Consider the following 16,920-nt stretch of genomic DNA (forward strand, 5'->3'; position numbering starts at 1 on the left):
TTAAATGGGAGGGACTCATCATGGGGATGCTCTGTCGTTTCAGCCAGATCATCATGAATCTTTTGCTGATTCCCTGCGTACTTGCACCGTCACCCCCCTTAATTTCGCAGGAAATGCCACAATGACGAGGGTACCATCGATGCAAAATACAGAGCTTTTGCCTCCTTGCTGTCGCCCGCAAACACCGATGTGCACGGCACGATAAGCGGAACGACACGCCTCAGTATAGCGAATAAAATCAGTCAAAGACCTGAGTCGGTCGATGGGTAGTTTAACGCCAGTCAGCGGCACCAAATATCAGTTTTCGCTTCTGAAAACAACGACCCGTGTCGGCGACACAGCATGCAACCGAAAGGGTCAGCACGAAATAGAATGTGTTTACAGCGGACGGTTACGACAAACTAAGTTAACGGACTGGACTGGCGGAGGGACGCATATGGCTGTATAACAAACACTAATTGCTCAAGGGATGAAACAGGATCCCCTATGAAGCTCTCTGTGTTCTCTGCCGTGGCGGCACTGGCAGCTGGTGCGTTTGTACCTCATGCACAGGCTGTCTCATTCGACTGCGCCAATGCCACCAGTGCGCAGGAAAAGCAGATTTGCCAAAGCCCCCTACTCGGTCAGTTGGATGATGAGCTGGCCCAGGAGTGGAAGACCGCGCGGGCAGCCCTGACTACCTATACACAGAGTCAGCCCTTTGAACAGGTGTTAAACCTGTTTCAGCGCAGTTGGCTCACCATGCGTAACCAATGTCAGGATGAGGATTGTTTGCGCCAGCGTTATCAGCAACAGCTCAACCGACTGCGCTACCTCAATCAGGTCGCCCAGCATGCGTTGCCAACACCGATTACCCCGATCAAAAATACCGGGTGTTTCCACGGCGCATTCAGCTACGAGGATTATTTGCAGGATCTCACCAAGGAAGAGTACGACAACCTCGGCAGTTATTTTCAGGAAATGTACGACCAGAAAGCGCCCTATAATGGGTCGGCCTGGATATGACGCTGGATATGACGCAGGAGAAAGGGAAAATCAGCGGCAACATTTCCGTCGCATTCCGCTACGCCAACCGGCTGGATGACGGTGAGTTCACCGCGCGCCAGATGAGCGATACGCAGGCGATTGGTCGCAGAGAGAGCAGTTTTGGCGGCACCACCAAGATCCTGTTTACCTGCGTGAGCGACAATGAACTACGTATTATTTCCACCTTCGACACGCAGGGCGAAAGCTACCTGTTCAACATGGTGATGACGCGGCAAAAACCTAACGTTCAAAACGCGCTGACGCCGGAAAGCTCGACCAGCGCCCTTCCTCCTGCTCAGGCGTCAGCCGCTTCATGCTCTCAATCCCCATCAGATAACGATACAGCGGCTCCAGCTGGCGAAAACCTTGCGCCAGCGTAGTCACCAGATCAGCAGAAAACAGCGCTTCCATATCTTGTCGCGTGGTCATGGCGGCAAAGGATTTGCGGTTGTACCAGGTCGCCAATTCCGCAGGCTGATCTTTGAGAAGCGGGCGCTTATAGCTTTCACCTTCCAGCGTAAAGGTCGGTTCCAGACACGCAGCCATTGCCAAAAAGGCCTGCGGGTTGTCGCGTAGCGTCTGGCGAAACAGTTCCATGGTATCGAGCGTGGCACTGTAATATCCCAACCCGTAGCGCCAGAAATCGGGGCCAATTTCGAAAAAGTACACCGGCGCATCCGTCCAGTCTTTACGCGGGCGTTTAAATGTCAGCCACATCTGACTGCGGTAACGGGATTTGTCGTGAGAAAACGGGTATCACGATGGATACGCGACAAGGTTTTGCCAATGGCAGGACGCACTTCAAACTGATCGTCGATCGGCAGCATCGTCAGGCTCAGCGCCTCCACCAGCGTGCGGAACGGGGCAACCAGCGTCTCATCGTATATCGCGCGGTTGTCGTCAAACCACTCTTTGCTGTTTTCCTGCCGAACTTGCTGAAGAAAGGTGAGGCTCTGCTGCGAGAAACCGTTGAACGTCGTCATGATGGTCTGCCATTTCTAATCCCTTGAATGGCAACCACGATAGCGCACCCGGCGGCGAAATTCCACCGTCGGGCGCTGTGACATCAAGCCGCGTTACCGGCCAGGAAGAAACGAAACGCCGGATTTTGGGTTTCGTCATGGCACTCGTAACCCAGCGCCTGCAAGCGTTGCTCAAACCCCGGATCGCGTTCGGTGACTTCGAACGCAGCCAACACGCGACCGAAATCGGTGCCGTGGCTGCGATAGTGGAACAGCGAGATGTTCCAATGCGTTCCGAGCGTGTGCAGGAACTTCAGCAGCGCGCCGGGAGATTCCGGAAACTCGAAGCTGTAAAGCTGTTCCCGCAACGGCTTGGAAGGACGCCCGCCCACCATGTAACGCACATGGAGCTTCGCCATTTCATCATCGGAGAGATCGACCGCCTGATAACCACCCGCGGCGAGTTCAGCGATAATCTCATCCCGCTCCGCATGTCCACGCGTCAGACGCACGCCCACGAAAATACAGGCTTCTTTGTCATCCGCGTAACGGTAGTTGAACTCAGTTACCGAGCGACCGCCCAGCAGTTGGCAAAAGGTCAAAAAGCTTCCTTTGCGCTCAGGGATGGTCACTGCCAGCAATGCTTCGCGTTGCTCGCCCAGCTCACAGCGCTCGGAGACGTAACGCAAACCGTGGAAATTCACGTTGGCGCCCGACAGAATATGCGCCAGATGCTCGCCCTGAATGCCGTGCTGCTGGATATACTTCTTCATCCCCGCCAGCGCCAGTGCGCCAGACGGCTCAGCAATGGCACGCACATCTTCAAAGATATCCTTCAGCGCCGCACAAATCGCATCGCTGTCCACGGTGATGACATCATCCAGATATTCCTGGCACAGGCGGAAGGTTTCATCGCCAATACGCTTGACCGCCACACCTTCGGCGAACAGTCCAACGCGCGGCAGATCCACCGGCTGCCCGGCATCCAATGCCGCACGCAGGCAGGCAGAATCTTCCGCCTCGACGCCAATCACCTTGATCTGCGGCATCAGTTGCTTGATCAACACTGCCACACCCGCCGCCAGACCGCCGCCACCAACGGGCACAAATACGCGATCGAGATGCGCATCCTGCTGCAACAACTCCATCGCCAGCGTGCCCTGCCCGGCAATCACTGCCGGGTGATCGAACGGCGGAATGAAGGTCATATGCTGCTCTTGCGACAGCGCAATCGCTCTGGCCTTGGCCTCATCAAAATTGGCGCCGTGCAGCAGCACTTCACCACCAAAACCGCGCACCGCATCCACTTTGATATCCGCCGTGGCAACCGGCATCACGATCAGCGCCTTGATGCCGAGCTTACTGGCCGAGAGCGCAACGCCCTGAGCGTGGTTACCGGCGGAGGCAGTTACCACGCCCTGTGACTTCTGCGCATCGGTCAGCGTTGCCAGCATGGCATACGCACCGCGCAGCTTGAAGCTGTGCACCGGTTGCCGGTCTTCTCGCTTCACCAAAATGGTGTTGCCGAGACGAGTCGAGAGCTTATTCATTGGCTGAAGCGGCGTCACCTGCGCCACTTCATACACCGGCGCGCGCAACACCGCGCGCAAATACTCCGCGCCGCACGGGGCGTCGGGGAGAGGGAGTGATACCGCCATTGAACTTAGCCTCCCAGCTTGCTCTTATCGCGCACTGCGCCTTTGTCTGCGCTGGTCGCCAAACTGGCGTAGGCACACAGTGCGAAAGACACCTGACGCTGACGATTTTTCGGCGTAAAGGCTGCATCGCCGCGTGCCAGCTCCGCATCGTGACGGCGTGCCAATTCATCTTCTGCCACCACCAGCTCAATGGTACGGTTCGGAATATCAATGGCGATGATGTCCCCCTCTTCCACCAACCCGATGGTGCCACCGTTTGCCGCTTCCGGCGAAGCGTGACCGATAGAAAGGCCCGACGTGCCACCGGAGAAACGCCCATCGGTGATCAACGCACAGGCTTTACCCAATCCCATCGATTTCAGGAAGCTGGTCGGATAAAGCATCTCTTGCATGCCCGGCCCGCCTTTCGGCCCTTCGTAACGTATAACCACCACATCGCCCGCAACCACTTTGCTACCCAGGATGGCGTCTACCGCATCATCCTGAGATTCGTACACTTTCGCCGGGCCACGGAATACCCGGCTGCCTTCATCCACACCGGCGGTTTTTACGATACAGCCGTTTTCTGCGATGTTGCCGTACAGCACCGCCAGACCGCCATCCTGACTGTAGGCGTGCTCGCGGGCACGGATACAGCCTCCTTCACGATCGGTATCCAGCGAATCCCAGCGGCAATCCTGCGAGAACGCCTGCGTGGTACGAATGCCCGCCGGCCCTGCGGAATACATGCTTTTCACCGCTTCATCATCGGTCAGCATCACGTCATAGGCGTTCAGCGTTTCTGTCAAGCTTTTGCCCAACACGTTACGCACATCGCGGTTCAGCAAGCCCGCGCGATCCAGTTCGCCCAGAATACCGATCACACCGCCCGCACGGTGCACGTCTTCCATGTGGTATTTCTGCGTGCTCGGTGCCACTTTACACAGTTGCGGCACCCGGCGTGACAGGCGATCGATGTCGTCCATGGTGAAGTCAACTTCCGCTTCCTGCGCGGAGGCCAGCAGGTGCAGAACGGTGTTGGTGGAGCCGCCCATGGCGATATCGAGCGTCATGGCGTTTTCAAACGCGGCCTTGGTGGCGATATTACGCGGCAACGCGCTGGCGTCATCCTGCTCGTAGTAGCGTTTGGTCAGTTCGACGATGCGCGTACCCGCATTCAAAAACAGTTGTTTACGATCGGCGTGCGTCGCCAGCAGCGAACCGTTGCCCGGCTGTGACAAGCCCAGCGCTTCTGTAAGGCAGTTCATCGAGTTAGCGGTAAACATACCGGAACAGGAGCCACAGGTTGGGCAGGCAGAGCGTTCGATCTGATCGCTATCGGCATCACTGACGTTCGGGTTAGCGCCCTGGATCATGGCATCCACCAGATCCAGTTTGATCAGTTGGTTAGAGAGCTTGGTTTTCCCGGCTTCCATCGGACCGCCGGAAACGAAAATTACCGGGATGTTCAGGCGCAGCGAGGCCATCAGCATTCCGGGTGTGATTTTGTCGCAGTTGGAAATGCACACCATCGCATCGGCACAGTGGGCATTCACCATGTATTCAACCGAGTCTGCAATCAGCTCACGCGACGGCAGGGAGTAGAGCATGCCACCGTGCCCCATCGCGATGCCATCATCCACCGCAATGGTGTTGAACTCTTTGGCCACGCCGCCAGCGGCTTCGATTTGCTCCGCCACCAGCTTGCCCAGGTCGCTCAGATGAAAGTGGCCCGGAACGAATTGTGTGAACGAGTTGACCACCGCGATGATCGGCTTGCCGAAATCGGCGTCGGTCATTCCGGTGGCACGCCACAGGGCGCGCGCACCCGCCATATTGCGGCCATGCGTGGTTGTGGCTGAACGGTACTTAGGCATACTCTGATTACTCCAGTGTGTGTTTCATCCCCTTTCCTGCTCCTTCGGCGGTGACTCACACCGACAGACTTGTTTGAGCCGAGGAGGCAAGGGAAAGGGGTGTATTAATCTTTTTTGTGACGATTACGGGTTAACCTGATCTAACCAGCCCCATTTGTCTTCGGTTTCGCCAGTAAACAGGCCGAAGAACGCTTTTTGTAGTTGTTTGGTGACCGGGCCACAGCGGCCAATGCCGACCTGAATACCGTCCACGCTGCGCACCGGGGTGATTTCCGCGGCAGTGCCAGACATAAAGACTTCATCCGCCAGATAGAGCGATTCACGCGACAGCACTTGATCGCGCACTTCCAAACCCAGATCCTGCGCCAGTTTGATGATGGCATCACGGGTGATGCCCGGCAGCACTGAGGAAGTGAACGGCGGGGTGAACAACACACCATCTTTCACTTCAAACAGGTTTTCACCTGCACCTTCAGAGACGTAGCCGTTAACGTCCAGCGCGATCCCTTCCTGATAGCCGTGGCGACGTGCTTCGCTGCCCACCAGCAAGGAGGAGAGATAGTTACCGCCCGCTTTTGCGGCCGTCGGAATAGTGTTGGCTGCTACACGGTTCCAGGAGGACACCATGGCATCAATCCCCTGATCCGGGGCTTCTTCGCCCAAATAAGCGCCCCAGGGAAATGCCGCAATGATGACATCCGTGACGTAACCTGCCGGCGGATTTACGCCCATGCCTACGTCGCCGACAAACACCAGCGGACGGATATAGGCGCTTTTCAGGTCATTTTTACGTAGCGTAGCGCGGCAGGCTTCCATTAGGTCGTCCACGCTGTACTGCACCGGCATACGGTAAATTTTAGCGGAGTCGTGCAGGCGGCGCATATGTTCACGGTGACGGAACACCACCGGGCCTTTGTGGGAATCGTAACAGCGCACCCCTTCAAACACGGAAGTACCGTAATGCAGCGCATGGGACATTACGTGTACTTTGGCTTCCGCCCACGACACCATCTCACCATTGAACCAAATAAAACCAGCTTTGCTCGTCATTCTGTTTATCCTTTTTGATGCCATCAGGCACGTATTTGTTGTGATGTGTGGGGTTGTATTTCAACACAAGCGATATCAAGCAGCTTGCTTAACTGTGTTGACAATAAATCCACCGGCCGTTGGCTGGCAACGGTCAATTCGATATTGATGTGGTCGGGGTTGGCGGCCGTCATCATGTTCATGGCGCAAACCCGGAACCCGCGGTGGCGAACCACGCGCAGCACGCGCTCCAGCATTTCGGGACGAAAACGGGCCTGTATGGAAAGTTGATGGTGCGTCATTCTCTGTTCTCCTGCCATTATTCGGTACGTTCCAACATGGTTTCATTCCCGGCGCCCGGTGGAACCAGCGGCCAGACGTTTTCCAGTTCATCGATAGAGACATGCAGCAAATACGGCCCATCACTGCTAAACAGGGCATCCAGCGCGGCATCGATCTGATCTTTTCGGGTTATGCGTTGCCCTGGGATATCAAAAGCGCTTGCCAGGGTCAGAAAATCGGGGTTATCGGAGAGGTTGGTTTCGCTATAACGTTCATTGAAGAACAACTGCTGCCACTGTCGAACCATGCCTAACCGTTGGTTGTCCAGCAGCACGATTTTTATCGGCAGCTGTTTTCGCTTGATGGTGCCCAACTCTTGCACATTCATCATGAAAGAGCCGTCACCGGAAATACACATTACGGTATCCTCAGGGCGGGCAACCTGTGCCCCCACCGCCGCAGGCAAACCAAAGCCCATGGCGCCTAACCCGCTGGAGGTGATGAAATTTTCCGGACGGGAAAAACGCATATGCTGCGCGGCCCACATCTGGTGTTGGCCGACATCGGTAGTGATCACGGTTTCCGCCGGTTTGCGTTCAGACAGGGTTTTTAACAGCGCGGGCGCATAGATGGCTGCCCCCGGATGATCGTAACGCCACGGGTATTCAGCCTTCAGCGCAGCCACTTCTTGACGCCAGGCGTCAATCGCCAGTGGCTGGGCGAGTGCGGGCAACAGCGTGTTCAAATCGCCCGGCAGCGCCACGTTGGCCTGGCGCAGTTTACTCAACTCTGCCGGATCGATATCCAGATGAATCACCGCCGCGTGCGGCGCAAACGCATTCAGTTTGCCCGTCACGCGATCGTCAAAACGAGCACCGACGGCAATCAGCAGGTCACATGCTTGCACCGAGAGGTTGGCCGCTTTGGTGCCGTGCATGCCCAACATACCGAGGTAGTGCGGATGCTCGGCATCCACAGCACCTAACCCTTTCAGCGTCACGACGGAAGGGATCTCCGTCTCGGCAATGAATGCGCGCAGCGCGGGCACTGCCTGCGCCATGCCCACGCCACCGCCCGCGTACAGCATCGGTTTTTTCGCCGCCGCCAGCATGGCGCGCGCTTGTGCAATCGCCTGCTCCGGGAACGCCGGCTGGCTGTCATCAACTGGCGTAAACTGCGGGGCTATCTCACTGATGGCCAACTGAATATCTTTCGGGATATCAACCAGCACCGGGCCGGGGCGGCCGCTGCTGGCGATGGCGAAGGCTTCAGCCATGATTTCCGGCAGCGATTCCAGCGAATCCATCAGGAAACTGTGTTTGGTACACGCCAGCGACAGGCCCAGCACATCGATTTCCTGAAATGCATCAGTACCGATCAGCGGTGAAGCCACCTGCCCGGTAATCGCCACGACGGGCACGGAATCCAGCAGCGCATCTGCCAGCCCGGTGATCAGGTTAGTGGCACCGGGGCCAGAGGTGGCGATGCACACGCCAACCTTGCCGGTCGCGCGGGCATAACCGAGCGCCGCCATGGCAGCGCCTTGTTCATGACGGCACAACAGGTGCTCAACGCCGCCGTCGTAGAGTGCATCGTAAACCGGCATGATCGCGCCACCAGGATAACCAAACACGATATCGACACCTTGCGCCCGCAACGCTTGCACCACCCATTGAGCCCCATTCATAGTTTATTTCCCCGACGCTGCCGGGGAGAAACAGGATTTTATGCTGTAAGACATGCCCCACTCCCTTCTGTAGTTTTCACCGCCCAACAAAAAACCCCCGACCTTACGGTGCGGGGTTTTTTTGAATTACGGCTTGATTTTAAGCCATTCTTCGTCTCAGCGACACCCTGCACGGTGGGTTAATAATCACCACCACGCTAATAATGACTAGGCTAATCACGAGAGAGAACGCTTTCATAAATAGTTTGTTCTGTAATCACTGTCGAACGAATACCTACAGAGTTACCACAGACTTAGCGCTACTGACAATATTTTTTTTCTAGCGCGCCACAAAATCTGATGAAAAAACCTGCGTTAAATACAAATTAATCATATAGATATAAACAATTATTCATATTGTGCTTTTTCTTCAGAGTTTCATCGACGACGCCATCGACTCACGTAAGACCTGCAAGCCAACGCCCATCCCAGATGGAACGCACTGCATGGCAACGACCTTCGTGCGAGCCGTCGCTGACAACGTTATTTTTGTACTGCCCCTTGGACTCAGGATGACGCACGCTGCCGGAATTAACAGGGAGGAGCGTTATGTCGCTGGCTGTGACCTATACCCGCGCAATGATTGGCATTCAGGCCCCTTGCGTGACAATCGAAGCCCATATCAGCAACGGCTTGCCCGCCCTGACGCTGGTTGGCCTGCCTGAAACCACCGTCAAGGAAGCGCGGGATCGGGTACGTAGCGCACTGCTCAATGCCAGGTTCACCTTTCCTGCCAAGCGGATCACCGTCAATCTCGCTCCGGCAGATTTGCCCAAAGAGGGCGGGCGCTACGATCTGCCGATTGCACTATCGATTCTGGCGGCCTCGGAACAGATTTGCGGCAAGGCGTTAGGACGGTATGAGTTTCTGGGAGAATTGGGCTTATCCGGTACGCTACGTGCGGTAACCGGCGCAATCCCTGCCGCCATCGCCGCAGGCAAGGCGGGCCGCCAGCTTATTTTGCCACTGCCCCATCAGCAGGAAATGGCGCTTATCGGGCAAGCTGAGGTGCTGCTGGCAGAGCACCTGCTTCAAGTGTGTGCCTTTTTGCACAGCGGTGAGCCTTTGATCTGTAGCCAAGCAGTAGACGTCCTCACACCCGCGCCCGCCTGCGGCCCGGATCTGGGGGATATCATTGGACAAGAGCAGGGAAAGCGAGCGCTCGAAGTCACCGCCGCTGGCGGCCACAACTTGCTGCTGATGGGGCCACCCGGTACAGAAAAAACCATGCTGGCCAGTCGGTTGGCCGGGTTGTTACCGCCGTTGAGAAGTGGGGAAGCGCTGGAAATCGCGGCCATCAATAGCCTGATCGGTGCGGTGGACGCAGCGCCGGGCAGCTGGCATACCCGCCCTTTCCGAACCCCGCATCATAGCGCCTCGATGACGGCGATGGTGGGCGGCGGCACTCTGCCGAAACCGGGGGAGATCTCGCTGGCGCACAACGGCATACTGTTTCTCGACGAGTTGCCCGAGTTTGAACGGCGCGTACTGGATGCCCTGCGCGAACCGCTGGAGGCGGGTGAAATCGTGATTTCCCGCACGCGGGCCAAAGTCACTTATCCAGCCCGCGTTCAGCTCGTCGCCGCCATGAACCCTAGCCCTTCAGGGCACTATCAGGGGGTCCATAACCGCCTGCCGGTACAACAGATCCTACGCTATCTGGGGAAACTTTCCGGGCCGTTTCTCGACAGATTTGATCTGTCGATTGAAGTCCCGTTGCCGCCGCCCGGTACACTACGCAAGCAAGGGCGGCGGGGAGAGTGCAGTGCCGAGGTGCGAGCGCGCGTGTTGGCAGCACGGCACCAGCAGCTCGAGAGGGCTGGAAAAATCAATACGCAACTGACGCCACCAGAGATGGATATTCACTGTCGATTGTAAGTAGAGGATGCCGCCTGGCTGGAGGCGTTAATGACTAAGCTGGAGTTGTCGGTTAGCGCCTGGCACCGCATATTGAAGGTGGCGAGGACCATCGCCGATCTGGCACAACAACCGGATATCCAGCGCGACCATTTTTGGCGGAGGCGATCAGTTATCGCTGCATGGACAGGTTGCTGCGCCGTTTACACCGCGATTTAGGGTAAAGCGCAGACATAAAAAACGGGGCCGCTGACCCCGCGAGTAAAAAACTTAGTCGTCGCTATCGGTGTATTCTTCCACCGCATCCATCTGCGGTTTACCGCCAGAGAGCGTGTGAAAACGCTTCGGACGACGAATGCGCGCAACGTATTTGGCCCAGGTTTTTTCCAGGTCAGTGGAAGCATCACACTCACCGCGGCACATGGCGACGAACTGGCTCTCTTCCTCGGTCACCGGTTGACGTTTACCCAGGTCAAGCTCATTCAACGCATAGCCATAGCGCTCCAGCATCTGGGCTTCTTTAATCGTGAAGTCACCGTGACGAGAGAAACCGCGTGGGTACGATTTGTTATCAAAAAAACGATTCATTGTAGAGAAGCTTTCCGCCATCTTACACGCTCCTAATTCTTTTATGGTCGTGCTGTTTATGGCGCGGAGTATTAGATAGGCTTGACATTCTGTAAAACAAAAAATTTAAATCATCACGACAAATTTTTTTTGGAGATGGGCGTGGATACCGAATTACTGAAAACCTTCCTGGAAGTCAGCAGGACGCGGCATTTTGGACGCGCCGCAGAATCGCTCTATCTGACTCAATCGGCGGTCAGTTTTCGTATTCGCCAATTGGAAAACCAACTTGGTGCAAATTTGTTCACTCGCCATCGCAATAATATTCGTCTCACCCCAGCAGGAGAGCGGCTGTTGCCCTACGCAGAGAACCTGATGGGCACCTGGCAACTGGCCAAAAAAGAGGTCGCGCGCTCGCAGCAACATCAATTGCTGTCCATTGGCGCGACAGTATCGCTGTGGGAATCATACCTGACGCCCTGGTTGCAAACGCTGTATCAGCAGCGCCCGCTGCTCCAGCTTGAAGCGCGCATTGCTCAGCGCTACTCTCTGGTGCAGCAGTTACACGAACGGCGGCTAGACCTGCTAATTACCACCGAGCAGCCGAAGATGGAGGAGTTAACCAGTCATCTTTTAGGAAATTTCTCCTTGGCCTTATTTGCGACGCAAGACGAGGAACAGACCGAACGGCCTTTCATCAAACTGGAATGGGGCGCGGATTTTCATCAGCATGAAGGGCGGTTGTTGAGCAACGAACAGCTTCCCATTTTGACAACCACCTCTGCGCACCTGACGCGCCAGCTGTTGCTGACGACCGGCGGCTGTGCCTTTCTTCCGTGCCATTGGGAAAAAATCTATCCGCTGCTGTACGTTCAGCAGCATACGCCGCCAGTGATCCGCCCGCTGTATGCCGTTTGGCTGCAAAACAGCGACCAGCAGGCGTTAATCCGTCAACTGCTTAAAACCCCTATTGCCGACATGATATGAGCCACATAGCGCTATCAGGCGCGTTTGGCGACCCAAAACGCGCTCAGTCCTTTTTGCAAAACGATAAAGGTAAACAGCAGGATGCCAATCACGATCTTGGTCCACCAGGAACTGAGCGTGCCATCAAAGGTGATGTAGGTTTGAATCAGCCCCTGAATCAGCACACCAAAGAAAGTCCCCAGTACGGTACCCACACCGCCGGTCAAGAGCGTGCCACCAAATCACCACGGCAGCAATCGCATCCAGTTCCACACCGCTTGCCGCCAGCGCATAGCCTGCCGAGGTATAGAGTGAGAACACAATCCCTGACAACACTGCTAGCGTTCTGGAGAGCATGTAAATCTGGATGGTGGTTTTTCTCACTCGCACTCCCATCAGCTCGGCTGAAGTGATATTGCCGCCAATCGCATAGACGCGGTTACCAAAACAGGTGCGGTGTGCCAATACCATCCCGACGATCACCGTCATCAACATGATCAACGCCAAAAAAGTCAGGCGCCCGCCCGCCATGCTAATCCGGCAAGCTGTTGATACACAGGATGCTCAATAGGGATCGACTCTTGAGAGACAATAAAGCTCATACCGCGCACAAAAAACATGCCGGCCAGCGTGATGATAAACGCGGGCAGTTTCAGGGTATCGATGATCCAGCCCATCAGCGCGCCAAACGCCGCCCCCATCACCAGCGCCAGGCGCAAACGCGTAGGCTAGGTGCATGCCATAGGTGCCAATCAGCTTGGCTAACAGCACGCCGGTAAAGGCGATCACTGAGCCAACGGAGAGATCGATCCCACCGGAAAGGATCACAAAGGTCATGCCGACTGCCACGATCCCGATAAACGCATTATCTGTCAGCAGGTTGAAGAACACGCGCGTGGAGGCGAATCCGGGAAACTGGCTCAGGCAAAACAGATAGCCGACAATAAAAACGCCGAGCGTAATCAACAGCGGAATATTTCGTTTCAGCATTATTCTTGCCTCCGCAACAGGCGGCGCAGCGAGAAGCGTGGAGACTGCATAATCAGCACTGCCAACACCACCAACGCCTTAAGCACCAGATTCAGCTCCGGCTTGTACCCTGCCAGCAGAATACTGGTATTCATACTTTGAATAATCAATGCCCCGACCACCGAAAGCAGCAGATTGAAACGTCCCCCCAAGAGAGAGCCGCCGCCGATAACCACCGCCAGAATGGCATCCAGTTCAAGCCACAAACCGGCGTTGTTCGCGTCTACGCCGCGAATGTCCGCCGTAATGATGACACCCGCAACCGCAGCGCAGATACCGCAGATGACATAGACGGACATCAATACCAAACGTGTGCTCACGCCTGCATTTCTGGCCGAACGCACGTTGATCCCTACCGCTTCGATAAACAGGCCCAGCGCAGTTTTGCGTGTCAGCAGCCAGAGCAGCAGCATGGCACAGGCGATAATCACTGGCATCGGGAGATAGAACAGCGAGCCGCTGCCCAAATGTGCCAGCGCAGGATGCGCAAAAGTAATAATCTGCCCTTCGGTAATCAGCTGTGCAACGCCACGGCCCGCGACCATCAGCATCAAGGTCGCCACAATCGGCTGTATTTGTAATACAGCAACCAGAAAGCCATTCCATAGCCCGCACACCGCACCGGTGAGCACTGCCGCCAGTAAAATCACCGGTAACGCATATCCCTGCGCTGCAAGACTCGCGGCGGTAGCGCCAGCAATCGCCATCACCACCCCCACCGAGAGGTCAATGCCACCGGTAGCAATCACCAGTGTCATGCCTAATGCCAGCAGCGCGACCGGTGCACCGCGATTCAGAATATCGATCAGGCTGCCGAACAAGCGGCCATCCTGCACATGAAGTGAAAAGAAGTTGGGCGCAACCAGGCTATCAATCAACAAGATAACCACCAACGCCGCAATCTTTACGCCTAAACGCACCCGGCGCGCGGGCTTAACATGGCTGTCCGTCATGCGCACCTCCCGGTTGTAACGCGATGGCCTGCATCACGGCGGCAACGGAAATTTCATGATGCGCCAGATGTGCCACCTGTTTTCTGTCGCGCAACACAATGATGCGGTCGGCATAACCGGTCAGTTCTTCCAGCTCGGACGAGATAACCAGTAGCGCCATACCGCGCTCACACAGTTTTTCTATCAGACGAATAATTTCCGCATGAGCACCAACGTCAATACCGCGCGTCGGCTCATCAAGAATGAGAAAGCGGGGTTCTGTCGCCAGCCAGCGTGAGAGCAGTACCTTTTGCTGATTGCCGCCAGAAAGATACTGAATTTCCTACTCAGGGCTCGGCGTGCGGATCCCCAACCGCTCAATAAAGGTTTCTGCAATGCGAGTTTGCTCTTTTAACGCCAGTGGACGTAACCACCCACGCTGAGCCTGTAGCGCCAGAATGATATTCTCACGCATGGTCGCAGAACCAACGATCCCCTCCGTTTTACGGTCTTCCGGGCAGTAGCCAAAACCCAGCTTACACGCCTTGCGCGGAGTGCGAATCGAAACCGGTTGTCCATTAACCTTCGCTTCGCCACTGTCCGACGTTTTTATGCCAAAGATAAGCTGTGCGGTTTCAGTGCGGCCTGAACCGAGTAATCCGGCCAGCCCAACGATTTCACCCGGTGCAACGGATAAATCAAAGGGGTCAACGATGCCACGGCAACCATACCCACGGAATTCCACCAGTGGATCGCCCGTTTCAGTCGCATGGGCCGAACGTTTTAACAGCGACTCATCGAAACTGTGGCCTAGCATCATCTGTACCAGATCGATACGCGGCAACGCCGCCGTCATTTCGCTACCCACCAGTTTGCCGTTGCGCAACACGGTGATACGATCGCTCAGGCGATAAACCTGATCGAGGAAGTGGGTGACAAAAATCATGCCCACCCCATGTTCACGCAAATGAGAAAGAATGCCGAACAACATATCGACTTCATTTGCATCCAGACTGGCCGTGGATTCATCGAGGATCAACACTTTGGCGGAAAGATCGACCGCACGGGCAATGGCAATGATCTGCTGAATGGCGATCGAGTAATTGCCCAAAGGATCAGTGACATCTATCCGTAACCCGTAGTAGGCGACGATTTCTCTGGCAAGCCGCGCCATTTCTTTCTGGTCAACCATGCCGAAGCGCAAGGGTTCCCGGCCCAAAAACAAATTGGCCGCCACCGACAGGTTGGGTAATAGATTGACCTCCTGGTAAACGGTACCAATACCTAATGATTGCGCGTGCGCTGTGTTTAACGGATCGATCGCTTTGCCTTCGAGAAAAATCGCCCCTGCCGACCGCCGATAAACCCCTGTCAGCGCTTTTATCAGCGTCGATTTTCCCGCACCGTTTTCTCCTAACAGGGCGACGATCTCCCCTTTGCGCAGCGTGAAATCGACGCTATCCAACGCTTTTATGCCAGAAAATTCGACGCTCATTCCCTGGATATCCAACAGCGATTCAGTGTCCATCAGACTCACCTATGCCACTTGCGTTTGGGTGTTGGTCAAAAAACCTATTGGTCACAACCTGATTTAATGGTCATAAAACATGGGGTAACGATGGCGTATTGCACGCCATCGTTATCAGGGTTAATAACCAAGGTCTTTTTTGGATTGATATTCTGCTTGTGCTGTATCCGGCAATAATAATCTTGATTCAGTTTGAATAAATTTCTGCGGTTGTTTTCCTTCTTTTTTCAATGCAATTAATGCATCAAATGCCGGGCCAGCCATATTTGGCGTCAGCTCCACCGTAGCATTTGCTTCACCGTCGATCATTGCTTTAAAAATATCAGGAACGGCATCGATAGAAACGACCTTAATTTGTGAACCCGGTTTTAATCCAGCCTCTTTAATCGCCTGAATTGCACCAATCGCCATATCATCGTTATGGGCATAAACCGCACAGATATTCTTGCCGTTTTGTTCTGCCTTGATGAAACTTTCCATCACTTCTTTACCCTTGCTGCGAGTAAAGTCGCCTGATTGCGAACGGATAATCTTCACATTCGGCGAAGATGCGATGCCATCAACAAACCCTTTTTTGCGGTTTATTGCGACGCTCGAGCCTACCGTGCCTTGCAGCTCAACAACGCCTGCCACATCCTTCAGCAGCCATTCGGCAGCAACCTTACCTTCGTAGACGCTGTCAGAGGCAACAGCGGCGGTATACAAAGAGGGATCGTTAACATCGATCATACGGTCCAACAGGAATACCGGTATTTTTGCTTCCTTGGCTTCCTGAAGTACCGGCGTCCATCCTGTTGCGACCACGGGCGCGATAAAAATCGCATCAACGCCTTGTGCAATAAACGATCTTACTGCTTTGATCTGATTCTCTTGTTTCTGTTGCGTATCCGCTATTTTTAACGTGATACCTCGTTTTTCTGCTTCCTGTTTAGAGACTTTGGTTTCAGCAGAGCGCCATCCCGATTCGGAACCGATTTGCGAAAACCCTACGGTTAACGCCGACGCCTGTGTTGCGCCACATAATGCTGTAGCGACAGCCATTGCGACCAGTAAACGCCTATACATAATCTACTCCTTTATGAGCAGCCGACAGCTTTTTGGCTTGTTTGCAGGTTTTAACCCCACGTCAATGCGTGCAGGTTGTACAGAGACACGACATGCTCCTGAGGTTTTTGTCAGGGGCTTATCTGTTTTAGTTGAAATATTGGCGAGGTGGGATGAGCAAGCTCACAACCTGGTATTACGATAGTTTTGTACATAATTACAGCTAATTCATTCAGCCATTTTCAGGCGTTTAGCCGTGGGAAGTGAGGCAAATTAATACATATAAAATATGTGGGATTAATTGCGCTCCATGATACAAAACCACGCACAGCAAAAAGGGGCTGTCCTTTCGGACAGCCCCTTCGCTTAATTAAAACCTGACAGTTCCCTACTCTCACATGGGGAAGCCCCACACTACCATCGGCGCTACGGCGTTTCACTTCTGAGTTCGGCATGGG

The 16,920-nt window shown here is 54.9% G+C and carries 10 protein-coding genes and 5 pseudogenes; 3 read left to right on the forward strand and 12 right to left on the reverse strand.

Annotation, left to right across the window (positions count from 1 at the left end; all coding sequences use genetic code 11):
- Positions 1-486: 486 nt before the first annotated feature.
- Positions 487-1,292, forward strand: a pseudogene (locus ACMZI0_RS01415) (lysozyme inhibitor LprI family protein); the annotation flags it as partial.
- On the opposite strand, the pseudogene ACMZI0_RS01420 reads toward ACMZI0_RS01415, so the two are convergent.
- From ACMZI0_RS01420 to ACMZI0_RS01450, 7 genes and pseudogenes are all read right to left on the reverse strand, one after another.
- Positions 1,267-2,012, reverse strand: a pseudogene (locus ACMZI0_RS01420) (DUF2461 domain-containing protein). The pseudogenes ACMZI0_RS01415 and ACMZI0_RS01420 overlap by 26 nt on opposite strands.
- A gap of 80 nt (positions 2,013-2,092) precedes the next feature.
- On the reverse strand, positions 2,093-3,646 hold the full coding sequence (gene ilvA, locus ACMZI0_RS01425) for a threonine ammonia-lyase, biosynthetic (RefSeq protein WP_415671671.1): 1,554 nt from the start codon (positions 3,644-3,646) through the stop codon (positions 2,093-2,095).
- A gap of 5 nt (positions 3,647-3,651) precedes the next feature.
- On the reverse strand, positions 3,652-5,502 hold the full coding sequence (gene ilvD / locus ACMZI0_RS01430) for a dihydroxy-acid dehydratase (RefSeq protein WP_415671672.1): 1,851 nt from the start codon (positions 5,500-5,502) through the stop codon (positions 3,652-3,654).
- Positions 5,503-5,625: 123 nt separating this feature from the next.
- Complete coding sequence (gene ilvE, locus ACMZI0_RS01435; protein WP_415671673.1) at positions 5,626-6,552, reverse strand: branched-chain-amino-acid transaminase; 927 nt, start codon at positions 6,550-6,552, stop codon at positions 5,626-5,628.
- Between the two features lie 23 nt (positions 6,553-6,575).
- Positions 6,576-6,833, reverse strand: a complete 258-nt coding sequence (gene ilvM / locus ACMZI0_RS01440; RefSeq protein ID WP_195314405.1) for an acetolactate synthase 2 small subunit — start codon at positions 6,831-6,833, stop codon at positions 6,576-6,578.
- A 17-nt stretch (positions 6,834-6,850) separates the two neighbouring features.
- Positions 6,851-8,500, reverse strand: coding sequence for an acetolactate synthase 2 catalytic subunit (ilvG, locus tag ACMZI0_RS01445; RefSeq protein WP_415671674.1), 1,650 nt, complete (start codon positions 8,498-8,500; stop codon positions 6,851-6,853).
- A 139-nt stretch (positions 8,501-8,639) separates the two neighbouring features.
- On the reverse strand, positions 8,640-8,738 hold the full coding sequence (locus tag ACMZI0_RS01450; RefSeq protein ID WP_415671675.1) for an IlvGEDA operon leader peptide: 99 nt from the start codon (positions 8,736-8,738) through the stop codon (positions 8,640-8,642).
- A 350-nt stretch (positions 8,739-9,088) separates the two neighbouring features.
- Between ACMZI0_RS01450 and ACMZI0_RS01455 the strand changes: the two are divergent.
- Positions 9,089-10,620 (forward strand): annotated as a pseudogene (locus ACMZI0_RS01455) (YifB family Mg chelatase-like AAA ATPase).
- 46 nt (positions 10,621-10,666) lie between these two features.
- On the opposite strand, the gene ACMZI0_RS01460 reads toward ACMZI0_RS01455, so the two are convergent.
- Complete coding sequence (locus tag ACMZI0_RS01460) at positions 10,667-11,005, reverse strand: DUF413 domain-containing protein (RefSeq protein WP_415671676.1); 339 nt, start codon at positions 11,003-11,005, stop codon at positions 10,667-10,669.
- Between the two features lie 120 nt (positions 11,006-11,125).
- On the opposite strand from ACMZI0_RS01460, the gene hdfR reads away from it, so the two are divergent.
- The gene (hdfR, locus tag ACMZI0_RS01465) at positions 11,126-11,950 is read left to right on the forward strand and encodes an HTH-type transcriptional regulator HdfR (protein ID WP_415671677.1); all 825 of its coding nucleotides are present in this window, start codon (positions 11,126-11,128) and stop codon (positions 11,948-11,950) included.
- Between the two features lie 14 nt (positions 11,951-11,964).
- On the opposite strand, the pseudogene yjfF reads toward hdfR, so the two are convergent.
- The 4 genes and pseudogenes from yjfF to ytfQ form a co-directional block, all read right to left on the reverse strand.
- Positions 11,965-12,919 (reverse strand): annotated as a pseudogene (gene yjfF / locus ACMZI0_RS01470) (galactofuranose ABC transporter, permease protein YjfF).
- The gene (gene ytfT / locus ACMZI0_RS01475; protein ID WP_415671678.1) at positions 12,919-13,911 is read right to left on the reverse strand and encodes a galactofuranose ABC transporter, ATP-binding protein YtfT; all 993 of its coding nucleotides are present in this window, start codon (positions 13,909-13,911) and stop codon (positions 12,919-12,921) included. Before ytfT ends, yjfF begins: the two are co-directional and overlap by 1 nt.
- Positions 13,892-15,418 (reverse strand): annotated as a pseudogene (locus ACMZI0_RS01480) (sugar ABC transporter ATP-binding protein). Before ACMZI0_RS01480 ends, ytfT begins: the two are co-directional and overlap by 20 nt.
- Before the next feature lie 120 nt (positions 15,419-15,538).
- Positions 15,539-16,483 (reverse strand): galactofuranose ABC transporter, galactofuranose-binding protein YtfQ, encoded by a 945-nt coding sequence (gene ytfQ, locus ACMZI0_RS01485; protein WP_415671679.1) that lies wholly within the window; start codon positions 16,481-16,483, stop codon positions 15,539-15,541.
- Positions 16,484-16,920 lie beyond the last annotated feature (437 nt).

Origin of the sequence: Symbiopectobacterium sp. (genome assembly GCF_047692315.1) — a bacterium.
Classification (GTDB): Bacteria; Pseudomonadota; Gammaproteobacteria; order Enterobacterales; family Enterobacteriaceae; genus Symbiopectobacterium.